This window comes from Streptomyces sp. HNM0574 (genome assembly GCF_012726235.1).
GTDB lineage: Bacteria > Actinomycetota > Actinomycetes > Streptomycetales > Streptomycetaceae > Streptomyces.
This window is the reverse complement of record NZ_JAASAH010000009.1, coordinates 63,328-79,775: the sequence shown is the minus strand read 5'-3', so window position 1 is coordinate 79,775 and position 16,448 is coordinate 63,328. Positions and strand designations below refer to the sequence as shown.

At 73.9% G+C, this 16,448-nt stretch carries 15 protein-coding genes; 10 read left to right on the top strand and 5 right to left on the bottom strand.

What is annotated here, in order from left to right:
* Nucleotides 1-7: 7 nt before the first annotated feature.
* From HCC30_RS16990 to HCC30_RS16975, 4 genes are all read left to right on the top strand, one after another.
* The gene (locus HCC30_RS16990; RefSeq protein WP_169443413.1) at nt 8-1,402 is read left to right on the top strand and encodes an FAD-linked oxidase C-terminal domain-containing protein; all 1,395 of its coding nucleotides are present in this window, start codon (nt 8-10) and stop codon (nt 1,400-1,402) included.
* Between the two features lie 187 nt (nt 1,403-1,589).
* The gene (locus HCC30_RS16985) at nt 1,590-2,135 is read left to right on the top strand and encodes a glycoside hydrolase family 25 protein (protein WP_169443412.1); all 546 of its coding nucleotides are present in this window, start codon (nt 1,590-1,592) and stop codon (nt 2,133-2,135) included.
* A 144-nt stretch (nt 2,136-2,279) separates the two neighbouring features.
* Nucleotides 2,280-2,918: a hypothetical protein gene (locus HCC30_RS28685; RefSeq protein ID WP_240979660.1), complete on the top strand. Its 639-nt coding sequence runs from the start codon at nt 2,280-2,282 to the stop codon at nt 2,916-2,918.
* A gap of 37 nt (nt 2,919-2,955) precedes the next feature.
* Nucleotides 2,956-3,597, top strand: coding sequence for a DUF1707 domain-containing protein (locus HCC30_RS16975; RefSeq protein WP_169443411.1), 642 nt, complete (start codon nt 2,956-2,958; stop codon nt 3,595-3,597).
* A gap of 139 nt (nt 3,598-3,736) precedes the next feature.
* Here HCC30_RS16975 and HCC30_RS16970 read toward each other — a convergent pair whose 3' ends face one another.
* Nucleotides 3,737-5,203 carry a CoA transferase gene (locus tag HCC30_RS16970; RefSeq protein ID WP_169443410.1) on the bottom strand — a complete coding sequence of 489 codons (1,467 nt, stop codon included), beginning with the start codon at nt 5,201-5,203 and terminating at the stop codon, nt 3,737-3,739.
* A 105-nt stretch (nt 5,204-5,308) separates the two neighbouring features.
* On the opposite strand from HCC30_RS16970, the gene HCC30_RS16965 reads away from it, so the two are divergent.
* Together HCC30_RS16965 and HCC30_RS16960 are read left to right on the top strand one after the other, a co-directional pair.
* Nucleotides 5,309-6,028: an endonuclease V gene (locus HCC30_RS16965; protein ID WP_169443409.1), complete on the top strand. Its 720-nt coding sequence runs from the start codon at nt 5,309-5,311 to the stop codon at nt 6,026-6,028.
* Between the two features lie 310 nt (nt 6,029-6,338).
* Nucleotides 6,339-6,701 carry a VOC family protein gene (locus tag HCC30_RS16960; RefSeq protein WP_169443408.1) on the top strand — a complete coding sequence of 121 codons (363 nt, stop codon included), beginning with the start codon at nt 6,339-6,341 and terminating at the stop codon, nt 6,699-6,701.
* Between the two features lie 10 nt (nt 6,702-6,711).
* Here HCC30_RS16960 and HCC30_RS16955 read toward each other — a convergent pair whose 3' ends face one another.
* From HCC30_RS16955 to HCC30_RS16940, 4 genes are all read right to left on the bottom strand, one after another.
* Nucleotides 6,712-7,512 (bottom strand): DeoR/GlpR family DNA-binding transcription regulator, encoded by an 801-nt coding sequence (locus HCC30_RS16955; protein ID WP_169443407.1) that lies wholly within the window; start codon nt 7,510-7,512, stop codon nt 6,712-6,714.
* Nucleotides 7,509-8,084 (bottom strand): TetR/AcrR family transcriptional regulator, encoded by a 576-nt coding sequence (locus tag HCC30_RS16950; RefSeq protein ID WP_169443406.1) that lies wholly within the window; start codon nt 8,082-8,084, stop codon nt 7,509-7,511. Before HCC30_RS16950 ends, HCC30_RS16955 begins: the two co-directional genes overlap by 4 nt.
* A gap of 267 nt (nt 8,085-8,351) precedes the next feature.
* The gene (locus tag HCC30_RS16945) at nt 8,352-9,221 is read right to left on the bottom strand and encodes a class II fructose-bisphosphate aldolase (protein ID WP_169443405.1); all 870 of its coding nucleotides are present in this window, start codon (nt 9,219-9,221) and stop codon (nt 8,352-8,354) included.
* Between the two features lie 73 nt (nt 9,222-9,294).
* Nucleotides 9,295-10,191 (bottom strand): SIS domain-containing protein, encoded by an 897-nt coding sequence (locus HCC30_RS16940; RefSeq protein ID WP_169443404.1) that lies wholly within the window; start codon nt 10,189-10,191, stop codon nt 9,295-9,297.
* A 244-nt stretch (nt 10,192-10,435) separates the two neighbouring features.
* Between HCC30_RS16940 and HCC30_RS16935 the strand changes: the two genes are divergently transcribed.
* From HCC30_RS16935 to HCC30_RS16920, 4 genes are all read left to right on the top strand, one after another.
* Nucleotides 10,436-11,584: a CaiB/BaiF CoA-transferase family protein gene (locus HCC30_RS16935; RefSeq protein WP_169443403.1), complete on the top strand. Its 1,149-nt coding sequence runs from the start codon at nt 10,436-10,438 to the stop codon at nt 11,582-11,584.
* Between the two features lie 68 nt (nt 11,585-11,652).
* Nucleotides 11,653-12,795 carry an acyl-CoA dehydrogenase family protein gene (locus HCC30_RS16930; RefSeq protein ID WP_169443402.1) on the top strand — a complete coding sequence of 381 codons (1,143 nt, stop codon included), beginning with the start codon at nt 11,653-11,655 and terminating at the stop codon, nt 12,793-12,795.
* Nucleotides 12,796-12,846: 51 nt separating this feature from the next.
* On the top strand, nt 12,847-14,061 hold the full coding sequence (locus tag HCC30_RS16925; RefSeq protein ID WP_169443401.1) for an acetyl-CoA C-acetyltransferase: 1,215 nt from the start codon (nt 12,847-12,849) through the stop codon (nt 14,059-14,061).
* Between the two features lie 94 nt (nt 14,062-14,155).
* Complete coding sequence (locus tag HCC30_RS16920; protein ID WP_169443400.1) at nt 14,156-16,372, top strand: 3-hydroxyacyl-CoA dehydrogenase NAD-binding domain-containing protein; 2,217 nt, start codon at nt 14,156-14,158, stop codon at nt 16,370-16,372.
* Nucleotides 16,373-16,448 lie beyond the last annotated feature (76 nt).

Here is a 16,448-nt window from a genome sequence, read left to right as displayed (position 1 = left end):
CCGAGGGATGACGGACACGGCACGCGGGCTGGCCGCGGCACTGGGCGGGGAACATGTCGTGCTGGACCCGGGCGTCCTCGCGGCGTACCGGCACGACGAGGCCGAGTGGGCGCCGTACGGCGAACCCCTCGCGCTGGTGCGGCCCCGCGGGACCGGCCAGGTGCGCGAGCTCGTCCGGTACTGCCTGGAGCACCGCATACCCCTCGTGCCGCGCGGCGCCGGAACCGGGCTGTCCGGCGGCGCCAACGCCGTCGACGGCTGCGTCGTCGTCTCCTTCGAGGCGATGAACGCGGTGCTGGAGATCGACCGCGAGGAGCGGCTCGCCGTCGTCCAGCCCGGCGTCGTCAACGACGACCTGCGCGCCGCCTGCGCCGAGCACGGGCTCTGGTACCCGCCGGACCCGGCCAGTTCCCCCTGGTCGACGATCGGCGGCAACGTCGCCACCAACGCGGGCGGCATGTGCTGCGCCAAGTACGGGGTGACCCGGGACTACGTGCTCGGCCTGGAGGCCGTCACCGGGCGCGGCGAGACCGTCCGGCTCGGGCGGCGCACCGCCAAGGGCGTCACCGGGTACGACCTGTGCGGGCTGATGGTCGGCTCCGAGGGCACGCTCGGGGTGATCACCGAGGTCACGGTGCGGCTGCGGCCCGCACGGCAGCCGGAGCGCACCGTCGCGGGCTTCTTCGACTCGGTCGTCACGGCGGGGGAGGCCGTCAGCGCCGTCGTCGCCTCCGGCGCGGTCCCGTCCGCGCTCGAACTCGTCGACCGGCACTGCCTGGAGGCCGTCGACGCCTGGAAGAACATGGGCCTCTCGGCCGACGCCGACGTGGTCCTCCTCGCCCGCGTCGACACCCCCGGCGAGGCCGGGGACGCGGAGGCCGCGGGCGTCCGGGACAGCTTCGCGGCGGCGGGCGCCACCTGGGCCGCCGTCTCCGCCGACCAGCGGGAGGCCGACGCCCTGTTCGACGCGCGCCGCCTCGCCTACCCTGCGCTGGAGCGGCTCGGCCCCGTCCTCACCGAGGACGTGTGCGTCCCGCGCACCGTCGTCCCCGAGATGCTCGCCCGGATCGAGAAGACGGCGGCGGCGCACGACGTGCTCATCGCCAACATCGCGCACGCCGGGGACGGCAACCTGCACCCGCTCATCATCACGCCCGCCGGCGACGAGCGGGCGCGCACGCGGGCGCAGCGGGCCTTCGAGGTCATCCTGGACGACGCGATCGCGCTGGGCGGCACCGTCACCGGCGAACACGGCGTCGGCCTCCTCAAGAAGCGCGGCATGAGCACCGAACTCTCCCCGCCCGTCCTGGACATGCACCGCGCCGTCAAGGCCGCCCTCGACCCGCACGGCATCCTCAACCCGGGCAAGGTCTTCGACGGGGCGGAGGCGCCCGCGAGTTGATCTCCGGCGGGCCCCGGGGCGTGCGCCGGGGCCCGCCGGCCGGTTCGGCAAACCCGTGGCGGCCGCGGCGCGGGTGAGATACGCATAGGGGATGCGGCGGGGGATACGGCGGGCGTCGTGCCGGGTATCCGTTCCGTGATGAACCGCTTGTGGCGCAGGGGAAGTTGACGAAGACAGGGGTGTGGCCGTGATCAAGGGTGTCGATGTCTCCTCGTACCAGCCGTCCGACTACAGCACGAAGGGCCTCGACTTCGTCTTCATCAAGGTCAGCGAGGGCACGTCCTACAAGAACCCGAAGTGGGTGAAGCAGCGCAGCACCGCGCGCGAGGCCGGACTCGTCACCGGCTTCTACCACTTCGCCCGCGCGGGCAGCATGAGCGCCCAGGCCGACTACTTCCTCGACGAGATCAAGCTCGCCGCCGGCGACATGCTCGTCCTCGACTGGGAGGACCCGGACGTCAGCAACGCGGACAAGGACCGCTGGATCAAGTACGTGCAGGACAAGCGCCCGAACCACAAGGTGCTGCTGTACTGCAACGTCGACTTCTGGCTGAACCGCGACACCACGTCCTTCCCCGGCGACGGCCTGTGGATCGCGCACTACAACGGCAAGCCGGGCAGCCCCGGCGTCCAGCACCCGTGGACGTTCCACCAGTACACGGACGACCCGATCGACACCAACCTCGGCAAGTTCGACAGCCGCGGCGCGCTGCGCGACTGGGCGGGCGGCTGAGCTCTTCCGGCCGGCGGCGGGCCCGGTTCGGGGACGCCCCTGTCCGCGCGTCGCGGGCCGCGGGTGCGTCGTGGCCGGTCGCGGAGTTCCCCGCGTACGGACCCGGGGGCGGGGGAGGAGGCCCGGGCGGATAATGTCCGGGACATGCCCGAAGCCAAGCACCCGTCCCGGTCCGACGCCGCCACGGACCGCACACCCGCCGCACCCGCTCCGGACGGCGACGCCGCGACCGAACCCCTGCCGGAAGGCGGAGCCCGGGCGGAAGCCGGGGACGGGGTGAAGGAACTGCCGGGCGCGGACGGGGAGAAGGCCGTCGAGGGCGGCGGTGCGGGAGGCCGGGGCAAGGGGGCGGCCTCGGAGACGGGGGCGGACGAGGGCCCGGAGAAGGCCCCGGCACCGGACGTGGACGAGCGTCCGGACGAGGACGTCGACGAGCGTCCCGACGGCCCCCCGGACGAGGGTCCCGGAGAGGGCCCGGAGGACGACCCGGAGGACGACGAGGCCCGCGACGAGGCGCCGCAGGGGCTGACGCCGCGGCAGGCGCGGCGGGTGCGGATCGTGCTGTCGGGGGCCGTGATGGCGGCCGTGGCCGTCGCCCTCGTCGTGCGGGTACGGAGCGAACCGTCGCTGGTGACCGTCGGGTTCTACGGGATGGCGCTGCTGCTCTCCGGCACGGCGATCGAGCTCAGCCGGCGGGGCCGCACCCGCGTCGCCACCGCCGTACTGCTCCTCGGCTTCGCCTCCGTCGCGCTCGGAGAACGGGTGCTCGCCGCCGCCGGGTAGCGGCCGGGGCCCGGTGCTCCGGCGTAGGCTGCGCGGCATGACGGACGACCTTCCGGACATGCGGGCCTCCGACGCCGAACGTGAGCGGGTCGCCGACCTGCTGCGGGACGCGCTGGCCGAAGGCCGCCTGGACATGGACGAGTTCCAGGAGCGCCTGGACACCGCCTACCACGCCCGCACCCGGGGCGAACTCGTCCCGCTGGTACGCGACCTGCCCGCTCCGGCGGAGCGCCCGTCGCCGGCCGCCGAGGTGCCGCCCGGTACGGGGACGCGCTGGCCGGAGCGGATCGGCGGGCCCGGCGGCTCGCGCTGGGGACTGGGTCTGCTGGGCGGCTTCCGCCGCGTCGGCGGCTGGACGGTGCCCCGCCTGTTCACGGCCGTCGCCTTCTGCGGGGGCGGCGAACTCGACCTGCGCGAGGCGCGGTTCGAGGACCGCGAGACGGTGATCCGCTGCTTCGCCGTCATGGGCGGCGTCAAGATCACGGTTCCGCCGGGCGTCGAGGTGGTCTCGCGCGGCCTCGGTGTCATGGGCGGCTTCGACGCGACGGCCGAGGGGCCGGGGGAGCGGGGGGCGCCGCGCGTCGTGGTCACCGGGTTCGCGTTCTGGGGCGGCGTGACGGTGGAGCGGGGGCGCGCCAAGGGGGTGCCTGAGCTGGGCGACGGGGGTTCGCGGGGGTAGCGGCTGGGTGTCCCGTGCGGCGCCGTCGTGGTTGTTCGCGCAGTTCCCCGCGCCCCCCTTTGTGGGGGCTGGTGTGTGTGCCCCGTGCGGCGCCGTTGTGGTTGTTCGCGCAGTTCCCCGCGCCCCTGACGCCCCGCGTTCACCACCAGGTGCAGGGGTCGGTTCCCGGGTGGCCTGGTGGGTGGGGCCAGGTGGTGGGGGCGTTGGTGTAGTGGAGGGGGGAGCGGGCGTGGTGGAGGTGGCCGAGGGGGGTGTCGGACTCGGTGAGCCAGGGGGTGAGGGGGGTGTCGGCCTGAGTCGGTTGTGCGGGTGGGGTGTTGGTGTTGAGGAGCCAGGTGGCGGTGCGGGCGAGGGTGAGGCGGAGGACGCGGGAGCCTGCGGTGGCCGTGTGCGCTTCGGTGACGGCGCGCAGGACGGCGGCCGCCAGCAGGTAGCCGGTGCCGTGGTCGAGGGCCTGGACGGGGAGGGCTCCGGGGGTGCCGTCGGGGGCCGACTCGGTGGCGGCGATGCCGGTCGCGGCCTGCACCAGGCTGTCGAAGCCGCGCCGCCGGTGCCACGGGCCGGGCGCGCCCCAGGCGCTCAACTGCCCGACGACGAGGCCCGGTCGGCGGTCGGCCAGGGACTCGGGGGCGAGGCCGAAGCGGTCGAGCGCGCCGGGGCGGTAGCCGGTGAGGACGACGTCGGCCGAGGACAGCAGCTCCTCGAAGGTGGCCTGGCCGCTGCGGCGGGCGAGGTCCAGGGTGGCGGAGCGCTTCCCGAAGCCGGTGTCGGCGTGCGCGTCCGGGGGCTCCGGGAGGTGCGGCGGGTCCAGACGCAGCACCTGCGCGCCGAGCAGCGCGAGCGTACGGGTGGCGACCGGGCCCGCGATGACCCGCGTCAGGTCGAGCACCCGCAGCCCCCGTGCCGCGCCGGACGCCTCGCCGGGGGCGCGGAAGGGGAGGGCCGGGGCGCTGTCGAGGCGTTCGAGGGTGAGCAGGGGTTTGGCCGCCACGGCGGTGCCCTGCGGGTGCTCGGCCCACTCCTCGGGGCCGCGTACGGCGACGGCGAGGCCGCCCGCCGCGAACACGGCCTCCTCCACCTCCGTGGCCTTCCGCTCGGCGAGCAGCCGGGCCACGGCGGCGGCCGCCGCGTCGTCGCCGGAGTCGTCGACGCCGAGGGCGTGCAGCAGCCGCGCGCGGTGGTGCGGGTAGTTGGCGTGGGTGCGCAGCCAGCCGTCGGCGGTGGGCCAGAACCGGGACAGCGGCGCGAAGTTCACCGGGGACCTGCCGTCGATCAGGAGCTTCCGCTCGCTGGAGAAGGCGGCGGCGACGGCACCGTCGTCGACCCGGACCTCCGGGACCTCCCCGCCCGCCGACCGTACGGACGAGAGCTCGGCGGCGGCCAGCGAGCAGGCGGCGACGCTCGCCCGGGCGAGGCCGAGCACCGGCAGCCGCGCGGGCAGCAGCCCGGGCCTGGTGGCGTGGCCGACCCGGTCGAGCAGCGCGGGGTCGCCGCGCAGGGCGTGCCAGGCGTCGGCCGTGCCGGGTCCGGCGCCGGGGGGACCGTCCGGGGGAGCCGTCCCCGCCGGTCCGGAAGTGCCGTCCGCTGCCGCTGAAGACCATTCCATACCGGGCATTCTGGCATCCGGCGCCGAAGCCGGGCAGTACTGCCCGCCGGGACGGAGGGCTCCGCGGGATGCGGCCGGGGCGAACTGCTGTACGGTGACGCTCCCATGAGCAGCAGTGACGTACCCGCGCGGGCGGCGGCGTGGCCCCGTAGCGAGACGGAGGCGCGGGCCGAGCAGGACCGGCTCCGGGCCCTGGTCGATCCGGCGGACCACCTTCCCGCGCCGGGCACCCCGGGCGCCACGGCCGTCGGGCTGGACGTGGCGTACGACGACGAGCGCGACCGGGTCGCGGCGGCGGCCGTCGCGCTGGACTGCGGCTCGCTGGAGACGGTCGCCACCGCCACCGCCACCGGCCGGGTCGCCTTCCCCTATGTGCCGGGCCTGCTGGCCTTCCGGGAGATCCCGGCCGTGCTGGACGCGCTCGCCGTGCTCCGCGAGCGGCTGGGCCGGGAGCCCTCGGCGCTGGTCTGCGACGGCTACGGGCTGGCCCACCCGCGCCGCTTCGGGCTCGCCTCGCACCTCGGGGTGCTGACGGGGCTGCCGTCGATCGGCGTCGCGAAGAACCCCTTCGGCTTCACGCACGCACCTCTCGGCCCCGCGCGGGGCGAGGCCGCGCCGCTGCTGGACGGCGCGGAGGAGGTCGGGCGGGCGCTGCGCACCCGGGCCGGGGTGAAGCCGGTGTACGTCTCGGCCGGGCACCGCGCGGGCCTGGACGGGGCCTGCGCCCTCACGCTCGCGCTCGCCCCCGGCTACCGGCTGCCCGAGACCACCCGCCGCGCCGACGCGCTGTGCCGGGAGGCGCTGCGGGAGCACGGCGCGGGCTGAGGAGGCACGTCGGGGTCGAACTGAGTACCCGCACCTCGAACTGAGTAGCCATGCCTATGGGTTGGACGGCCGGTGACCGCGAGGCTGGAGGCATGAGCAAGATCCACCACACCTCCCTGCTGTTCGCCACCGTCCTCGCCGTCACCTGGGTCGTCGCCATGACCTACGTGCTCGGCTCCTGGGCGTTCGGCGGCTGAACCGCGCCGGTTCCGCGAAGCGCCCGCGCGGGCCGCGTCCGCGTGAGAGGCTCGGGCGGCCGTGCCCCGAGCGGCGCGGCCGTGATTCGTGAATCCGATCCGTGGGAGCGCAGGTGGGAATCCGCAGGGTGATGCCCGACATCCGGTCCGGCGCGCTGGAGGAGAGCAAGCGGTTCTACGGCAGGCTCGGCCTGGTGGAGGTCATGGACCTGGGCTGGGTGGTGACGATGGCCTCGCCCTCGAACCCCACCGCGCAGGTCACCTTCTTCGACGAGAACGCCGCGGAGGCCGTGGAGCCGGATCTGAGCGTCGAGATCGAGGACGTCGCCGCCGTCGACCCGCTGCACGCCGAACTGGCCGCCGCCGGCGCCGAGATCGTGATGCCGCCCCGCGACGAACCGTGGGGCGTGCGCCGCTTCTTCGTCCGCGACCCGAACGGCAAGGTCGTCAACGTGGTGGCGCACCGGCCGGACTGAGGCCGGCGGCTCAGTCCTCCTCCCGCGGGGTCTCCAGGACGCGGAGGCCGCTCGCCTCGAAGCGGTCGCGGGTCTCGGCCGGGACGGGGCCGTCGGTGAGGAAGGTGCTGAACAGCTCGGCGCCGCCCACCAGCGCGAAGCACCGCACCCCGAGCTTGGAGCGGTCGGCGGCCACGACGGCGCGTGCGGCGCGCTCGGCCATCAGCCGGTTGACGCCCGCCTCGGCCTCGTCGTGGACGGTGGCGCCCGCCTCGGGGTCGACGCCGTTCGCGCCGATGAAGGCGGTGTCCAGGCTGACCTGGCGCAGCACCGACTCGCTGAAGGGGCCGGTCAGTTCGAAGGAGCGGGAGTGCGCGACGCCGCCCGTCACGACGGTCTTGATCTGCGGGCGCACGGCCAGTTCGTGCGCGATGTTCAGCGAGTTGGTGACCACCGTCAGCCGGGGCAGCGGGCCGCTCTCGGCGAACTCGGGGCGGGTGGCGAGCGCGCGGGCGATCTCCGTCGTCGTCGTGCCGCCGCTGAGGCCGACGGTCTCGCCGGGGCGGACGAGCCGGGCCGCGGCGCGGGCTATCGCCTGCTTCTGCCCGGCGCGGCGGCTGCGCTTGTACCGGATCGGCAGGTCGTAGGCGACGGAGCCGAGCACGGCGCCGCCCCGGGTGCGGGTCAGCAGCTGCTGTTCGGCGAGGGTGTCCATGTCGCGGCGGGCCGTCGCGGCCGAGACCGCGAGCGCTTCGGCGGCCTGTTCCACGTCCAGCCGGCCGTGCTCGCCGAGGAGTTCGAGCAGCGCGTTCATCCGCTCGTGCCGCTTCACGCGGGGCTCCCGTGCGCGTCGAGCAGCGCCTCGGCGGCGGCGCGGGCGTGCCGGGCGGCCTCGGGGCAGTTCCGGACGGCGGCGACGGAGGCCGCGCCGTCGAAGAGCAGCAGCAGCTGGTCGGCCACGGGCTCCGGGTCCCGTACGCCCGCTTCGGAGGCGAGCTGCCGCAGGTAGCGGCGGAGCGCGTTCTTGCTGTCGCGGACGGCGCGGGCGACTCCTTCGGAACCGGCGCCGAGTTCGCCGAAGGCGTTGAGGAACGCGCAGCCCCGGAAGCCGGGTTGCTCGCACCAGCCGTGCATCCAGTCGAAGACGGCCAGCACGCGCTGTCGCGGCTCGCGGGCCGCGTTCGTGACGAACTCGGTGAGCGCGGCGCGGTAGTGGGTGTCCCGCCGGCGTAGCACTGCCTCGACGAGCGCGCCCTTGGAGGGGAAGCACTGGTAGAGGCGCCGGAGGGTGACGCCGGCGGCGTCCCGGATGCGGTCCATGCCCACGGCGTTGACGCCGTGCGCGTAGAAGAGGGCGTCCGCCGCGGCGAGTACGCGTTCCTCGAATGTTGCCGTGTCAGTCATGCGTGGTTTCCGCCACCCCTTGAGAACCGTCGTTCTCAACGTTTACAGTGCCTTCGGCGAGAACGGAAGTTCTCAGGAACATCTTCGGTCCCCCGGGCGGTACTTGTGTCCCCCGGAGAGGATCACGCGACCGCGCCCCGGAGGGCGAGTGTGCCGCGCCGCAGTCGGGGGAGCGGCGCGGCCCCACCCCTCCGGGGCGCTTCTCATGCATGCCCCGCACGCGCGGGGTTTCATGTGTGCCGGTGCTCAACTGACCGTATCCGTACGTCAGTTGGGGTGAACGGGTGCGGTCCGGGCCGGGGCGCGGGTGCCCAGCGCGCCCAGCAGGCGGGCGGCCTCGTCGGTCACCGCGGCGCGGGCGGGTGCGACGTACTTGCGCGAGTCGTTCAGCTCCGGGTCGGCGCCGAGCGTGGCGCGGACGCTGCCGGTGAACACGGACACCAGGTGCGTCGAGATGTTGACCTTCGTCATGCCGGCGCCGATCGCCGCGCGCAGCTCCTCGTCGGCGACGCCCGAGGAGCCGTGCAGCACCAGCGGCACCGTGAGGCTCCGCCGCAGCGCCCGGATCAGCTCCTTGTCCAGAACGGCGGTGCGCTCCCGCATGGCGTGCGAGGAGCCGACGGCGACGGCCAGCGCGTCCACCCCGGTGGCGGCGACGAAGGCCGCCGCCTCGCCCGGATCGGTGCGCGCCCCGGGCGCGTGCACGCCGTCCTTGCCGCCGACCTCGCCCAGTTCGGCCTCGACGGACACCCCGCGCTCGTGGCACCAGGCGGTGAGGCCCGCGGTGGTGGCGACGTTCTCCTCGTACGGCAGCGCGGAGGCGTCGATCATGACCGAGTCGATGCCCGCCGTGACGCCCTCGCGGGCCAGCGCCGGGTCGGTGATGTGGTCCAGGTGCACCGAGACCCGGGCCGTCGAGGACTCGGCGAGCGCGAGGCAGGCGCGCGCGATCGGCAGCAGACTCCCGTGGTAGCGCACGCAGTTCTCGCTGATCTGGAGCGTCACCGGCACCCCGCTGCGCTCGGCCGCGGCGACCAGCGCCTCGGCGGTCTCCAGATGGATCACGTTGAACGCGAGCGCCCCGCACCCGGCCGCGCGGGCCGACTCGACGAGGGACGCGGTGGATACGAGCGGCATGGCCTGGACTCCCCTTCACGGAGCACGGAGCACGGAGCACGGACAGGACGGAGCGGGCGGGCGGCACCGCGCCTCAGTGCGGGCCGAGCTGGACGGAGCGGGTGAGGGCGCGGGGGTGGTCCGGGTCCAGGCCGCGGGCGCGGGCGCGCTCCAGCGCGACGCGCTGCACCAGCACGAGCTCGGCCATCGGGTCCCGGGGGTGCGCGACGAACTCGGCGCCGGTACGGGCCACTTCACCGGCCAGGCCCTCGGGCGCGGGCCCCAGCGTCCACGTCACCCGGCCCGGCGCGGCGACGGCGACGGGGCCGTGCCGGTACTCCATCGCCGGGTAGGACTCCGTCCAGCTCTGGGACGCCTCCCGCATCTTCAGCGCGGCCTCGTCGGCCAGGCCCGCGCACCAGCCCGTGCCGAGGAAGGTGAACTGCTCGGCCTCCGTCCAGCGCGGTTCCACGGGCGCGGCCAGCGCGTCCTCGGCGTCCCCGAAGGCGGCGGTCAGGTCCTGGCCCAGGTGGGCGCGGAGCAGGGCGAGCGCCGTCGTGGCGAACCGGGTCTGGACGACGGAGAGTTCGTCGGCGAAGGGCAGCGCGATCGCGGTGTCGGCGAGCAGCGCGGCGGGGCTGTCGGCCGCGCCGACGACGGCCACCGCGGGTATTCGGCCGTCGACGGACTCCAGCAGGCGCAGCACCTCCGTCGTCGTGCCCGAGCGGGAGAGCGCGAGCACGGCGTCGTAGCCGCGGTCCGCGCCGAGGAACGCCTCGGAGGCGGCGAAGGCGTCCGTCACGCCCAGCCCCGAGGACTCCCGCAGCGCCGCGTACGCCTTCGCCATGAACCACGACGTCCCGCAGCCCACGACCGCGACGCGCGCCCCCGGCGCGGGCAGCCGCCCGCTGTCCGCACCGATCCGCGCCGCCTCCCGCCAGGTGCCGGGCTGGCTGCGCAGTTCCTGCTCCATGTGCGTGCTGTCGGCCACCTCGGCCACCTCTCGGTCGGTACGGGTGTGAGTGAGTGAAGTTGCAGTTTTGGGCGGGCTTTTCGGCAAGATTACGCAGCCTCGGCGGGGCTGGGAAGAGGGCAACTCGCCTGCGGTGCACGGGGGTTGTGGCGCACGCCACCGCCGGGAGGGGTACCGGGTGCCGTCCGGGGCTTGTGGTGGGCGCGGCGCGTTCTTAGCATCACCGGTGTTACATCAGTTGTGTCACACGGCTGGGGGCTTGATGACGACAGCGGAAGAGCACGGCAGGGGCGGCCCGCTCGCCGGAGTGCGCGTCGTGGAACTGGCCGGGATCGGACCCGGACCGTTCGCGGCGATGCTCCTCGCCGACCTGGGCGCGGACGTCGTACGCGTGGACCGTCCCGGCGGGAGCGCCCTGGGCATCGAGCCCGCCAAGGACGTCACCAACCGCAACAAACGGTCCGTCGTCCTCGACCTGAAGAGCGAGGACGGGCTGCGCACGGCCCTCGACCTGGTCGAGCGCGCCGACATCCTCATCGAGGGCTACCGCCCCGGCGTCGCCGAACGGCTCGGCCTCGGCCCCGACGCGTGCCTCGCCCGCAACGGCCGCCTGGTGTACGGCCGGATGACCGGCTGGGGCCAGGACGGCCCGCTCGCGCACACGGCCGGGCACGACATCGGGTACATCGCCGTCACCGGCGCGCTCGGCATCACCGGCTCGGCCGACGGCCCGCCGTACGCGCCCGCGAACCTGCTCGGCGACTACGCGGGCGGCTCCCTCTACCTCGTCATCGGCATCCTGGCCGCGCTTCAGCACGCCGCGCGGGAGGACGGCGCGGGCCAGGTCGTGGACGCCGCCATCGTCGACGGGACGAGCCACCTCAGCGCCATGCTGCACGGCATGCTCGCCGCCGGCAGCTGGCAGGACCGGCGCGGCAGCAACCTGCTGGACGGCGGCAGCCCGTTCTACGGGGTGTACGCGACCTCGGACGGCGGGCACATGGCCGTCGGCGCCCTGGAGCCGCAGTTCTACGCCGAGTTCGTCCGCCTGCTCGGCCTGGGCGAGGACGGCGCGGAGGTGCCCGACCGGAACGACTTCGCCGCCTGGGGCGCCCTCCGGGACGCCGTCGCCACCCGCTTCGCCACCCGCACCCGCGACGAGTGGGACGAGGTCTTCGCCGGCTCGGACGCCTGCGTCGCGCCCGTCCTCTCGCTCCGCGAGGCGCCCGCGCACCCCCAACTGGCCGCGCGCGGCACCTTCGTGGAGCACGCCGGCCTCACCCAGCCCGCACCCGCGCCCCGCTTCTCCGCCACCCCGGGAGCGGTCCGCCGCCCGCCCGCCGAACCCGGCGCGCACACCGCCGAGGTCGCCCGCGACTGGGACGTACCGGGCCTGGACGCGCCGCGCTGAACGAGCACCCCACCCGCATTTCCGAGCACCCGCCGCCCCGGCCGCGGGCCCGAAGGAGCGCCGAACGCATGCAGCGCCAGATCTACACCGAGGACCACGAGGCCTTCCGGCAGACCGTGCGGACCTTCCTCACCAAGGAGGTTCAGCCGCACTACGAGCAGTGGGAGCGGGACGGCATCGTCTCCCGCGAGGCGTGGCTGGCCGCGGGCCGGCAGGGGCTGCTGGGCATCGCCGTGCCCGAGGAGTTCGGCGGCGGGGGAGTGGACGACTTCCGCTACGGCGCCGTCCTCGCCGAGGAGTTCGCGCGCGCCGGTGCCGCCGGTCTCGCCGTCGGCCTGCACAACGACATCGTCGGCCCGTACCTCACCTCGCTCGCCACCGACGAGCAGAAGCGCCGCTGGCTGCCGGGCTTCTGCACCGGCGAGACGATCACCGCCATCGCGATGACCGAGCCGGGCGCCGGCTCCGACCTCCAGGGCATCCGCACCTCGGCCGAGGACAAGGGCGACCACTTCCTGCTCAACGGCTCCAAGACCTTCATCTCCAACGGCCACCTGGCCGACCTCGTCGTGGTCGTCGCCAGTACGACGCCGGACGGCGGGGCGCACGGCCTGAGCCTGCTCGTCGTCGAGCGGGGCATGGAGGGCTTCGAGCGGGGCCGGAACCTCGACAAGATCGGCCAGAAGTCCCAGGACACCGCCGAGTTGTTCTTCCACGACGTCAAGGTCCCCAAGGAGAACCTGCTCGGCGAGCGGGACGGCGCCTTCCTCCACCTGATGACCAACCTCGCGCAGGAGCGGATGGCCATCGCCGTCGCCGCGATCACCGCGTCCGAGGAGCTGCTGGAGACGACCAAGACGTACGTCAAGGAGCGCGAGGCCTTCGGCCGTCCGCTGGCGAAGCTCCAGCACATCCGCTTCGAGATCGCCGAGATGGCCACCGAGTGCGCCGTCACCCGCAGCTTCCTGGACCGCTGCATCGAGGACCACGCCAAGGGTGAACTGGACGCCGTGCACGCCTCGATGGCCAAGTGGTGGGCGACCGAGCTCCAGAAGCGGGTCGCCGACCGCTGCCTGCAACTGCACGGCGGCTACGGCTACATGAACGAGTACCGCGTCGCGAAGGCGTACACCGACGGCCGCATCCAGACCATCTACGGCGGGACGACCGAGATCATGAAGGAGATCATCGGCCGCTCGCTGCTCGGCTGAGCCCCTCCCGGAACCCCGAAACGGCCCGAACCCACCCCGAAAGGCCCGACCTTGAGCACCGAAGCGTACGTCTACGACGCCATCCGCACCCCGCGCGGGCGCGGGAAGGCCAACGGTTCCCTGCACGGCACCAAGCCCATCGACCTCGTCGTCGGCCTCATCCACGAGCTGCGCCGCCGCTTCCCCGGGCTGGACCCGGCCGCGATCGACGACATCGTCCTCGGCGTCGTCGGCCCCGTCGGCGACCAGGGCTCCGACATCGCCAAGATCTCCGCCATCGCGGCCGGACTCCCGGACACCGTCGCGGGCGTCCAGGAGAACAGGTTCTGTGCCTCGGGCCTGGAGGCCGTCAACCTCGCGGCGGCGAAGGTGCGTTCGGGCTGGGAGGACCTGATCCTCGCGGGCGGCGTGGAGTCCATGTCCCGCGTGCCGCTGGGCACCGACGGCGGCGCCTGGGCCATGGACCCGATGACCAGCTTCGAGACCGGCTTCGTCCCGCAGGGCATCGGCGCCGACCTGATCGCCACCGTCGAGGGCTTCTCCCGCCGCGACGTCGACGAGTACGCGGCCCGCTCCCAGGAACTGGCCGCCGAGGCGTGGAAGGACGGCCGCTTCGCGCGCTCCGTCGTCCCCGTCACCGACCGCAACGGGCTGACCGTCCTCGACCGGGACGAGCACATCCGCCCGGGCACCACCGCCGACTCCCTCGCCGCGCTCAAGCCCTCCTTCGCGGGCATCGGCGACATGGGCGGCTTCGACGCCGTCGCGCTCCAGAAGTACCACTGGGTGGAGAAGATCGACCACGTCCACCACGCGGGCAACTCCTCGGGCATCGTGGACGGTTCGGCGCTCACCGCGATCGGCAACGCCGAGGTCGGCAAGCGCTACGGGCTGGAGCCGCGGGCCCGCATCCTCTCCGCCGCGGTCTCCGGCGCCGACCCGACGATCATGCTCACCGGGCCCGCGCCCGCGGCCCGCAAGGCGCTCGCCAAGGCCGGGCTGACCGTCGGCGACCTCGACCTCGTCGAGATCAACGAGGCGTTCGCGGCCGTCGTGCTGCGCTTCGTCAAGGACATGGAACTCCCGCTGGACAAGGTCAACGTCAACGGCGGGGCCATCGCCATGGGCCACCCGCTCGGCGCCACCGGAGCCATGATCGTCGGCACCCTCATCGACGAACTGGAGCGCCGCGACCAGCGCTACGGCCTCGCCACGCTCTGCGTCGGCGGCGGCATGGGCATCGCCACCGTCATCGAACGCCTGTAGCGCGTCGCCCCGGCCCCGCCGGGCACCACCGCCCGACCGCAGACCTCTCGGCCCGGGGACACCCCGGCCCGAAGACCCCTTGGAGAGCCACGCCATGCCAGCCACACCCGAAGCGAACGCGATCCGCTGGGACCGTGACAGCGACGGCATCGTCACCCTCACCCTCGACGATCCCGCCCAGTCGGCCAACACCATGAACGAGACCTTCAAGGCCTCCCTCACCGCCGTCGCCGACCGGCTCGAAGCCGAGGCCGACAGCATCCGCGGCGTCATCTTCGCCTCCGCCAAGAAGACCTTCTTCGCGGGCGGCGACCTGCACACCCTCATCGCCGCGCGCCCCGAGGACGCCCAGCAGGTCTACGAGGCCGGCCAGGGCATCAAGCGCGACCTGCGCCGCATCGAGACCCTCGGCAAGCCCGTCGTCGCCGCCATCAACGGCGCCGCGCTCGGCGGCGGCCTGGAGATCGCCCTCGCCTGCCACCACCGCGTCGCGCTGGACGCGAAGGGCTCCAAGATCGGCTGCCCCGAGTCGACCCTCGGCCTGCTCCCCGGGGGCGGCGGCGTGACCCGTACGGTCCGGCTGCTCGGCATCGCCGACGCGCTGCTGAACGTGCTCCTCCAGGGCCAGCAGTACTTCCCGGCCAAGGCCAAGGAGAAGGGCCTGGTGCACGAGGTGGTGGCCACGGAGGAGGAGATGTACGCCGCTGCCCGCGCGTTCATCGAGGCCAACCCGGAGTCCCGGCAGCCCTGGGACGAGAAGGGCTACAAGATCCCCGGGGGCACGCCCGCGCACCCCAAGTTCGCGGCGAACCTCCCGGCCTTCCCCGCCAACCTCAAGAAGCAGACCAGCGGCGCCCCGTACCCGGCCCAGCGCAACATCCTGGCCGCCGCCGTCGAGGGCTCCCAGGTCGACTTCGAGACCGCGCAGGACATCGAGGCCCGGTACTTCGTGGAGCTGGTCACCGGCCAGACCTCGAAGAACATGATCCAGGCGTTCTTCTTCGACCTTCAGGCCGTCAACGCGGGACGCAGTCGGCCGCGGGGCGCCGACATCACAGAGAAGCGCACGGTGCGCAAGGTCGCCGTCCTCGGTGCCGGGATGATGGGCGCGGGCATCGCCTACACCTGCGCCAAGGCCGGGATCGAGGTCGTCCTCAAGGACGTCACCCAGGAGGCGGCCGACAAGGGCAAGGCGTACTCCGAGGGTCTGCTCGCCAAGGCGCTCGCGCGCGGGAAGACCACCGAGGCCAAGCGGGACGCGCTGCTCGCCCGGATCACCCCGACCGCCGACCCGCAGGCCGTCGCGGGCTGCGACGCCGTCATCGAGGCCGTCTTCGAGGACCCGGCGCTCAAGCACAAGGTGTTCCAGGAGATCGAGGGCATCGTCGACGCGGACGCGCTGCTGTGCTCCAACACCTCCACCCTGCCGATCACCACGCTCGCCGAAGGCGTCGAGCGGCAGCGGGACTTCATCGGCCTGCACTTCTTCTCGCCGGTCGACAAGATGCCGCTGGTCGAGATCATCACCGGTGAGAAGACCGGGGACGAGGCGCTGGCCCGGGCCTTCGACCTGGTGCAGCAGATCAAGAAGACGCCGATCGTGGTCAAGGACTCGCGCGGCTTCTTCACCTCGCGCGTGATCGGCCACTTCATCAACGAGGGCGTGGCCCTGGTCGGCGAGGGCGTCGAGCCCGCCACCGTCGAACAGGCCGCGGCGCAGGCCGGTTACCCGGCCAAGGTCCTCTCCCTGATGGACGAGCTGACCCTCACCCTTCCGCGCAAGATCCGCGACGAGACGCGCCGCGCGCTGGAGGCCGAGGGCGTCGACTGGCCCGAGCACCCCGCGGACAAGGTCATCGACCGCATGGTCGACGAGTTCGGCCGCACCGGCCGCAGCGGCGGCGCCGGCTTCTACGAGTACGGCGAGGACGGCAGCCGCGGCGCGCTCTGGCCCGGACTGCGCGAACACTTCGGCCCCGCCGACGGGAAGGCGCCGCGGATCCCCTTCGAGGACATGCGCGAGCGGATGCTCTTCTCCGAGGCGCTGGACACCGTCCGCCTCTTCGAGGAGGGCGTCCTCACCTCCGTCGCGGACGCCAACATCGGCTCCATCATGGGCATCGGCTTCCCGCCGTGGACCGGCGGCGTCATCCAGTACATCAACGGCTACGAGAGCGTCACCGGCGGAGAGCACGGCATCCGCGGCTTCGTCGCCCGCGCCGAGGAGCTCCGGGAGCGCTACGGCGACCGCTTCGCGGTCCCGGCCCTGCTGGCCGAAAAGGCCCGGAGGGACGAGAAGTTCACCGACTGAGCGTTCCCGCCGAGGCAGGGGACGGAGCGGCCGGGTGCGGTACCACCGCACCCGGCCGCGCGCGTGCCCGCGGTCA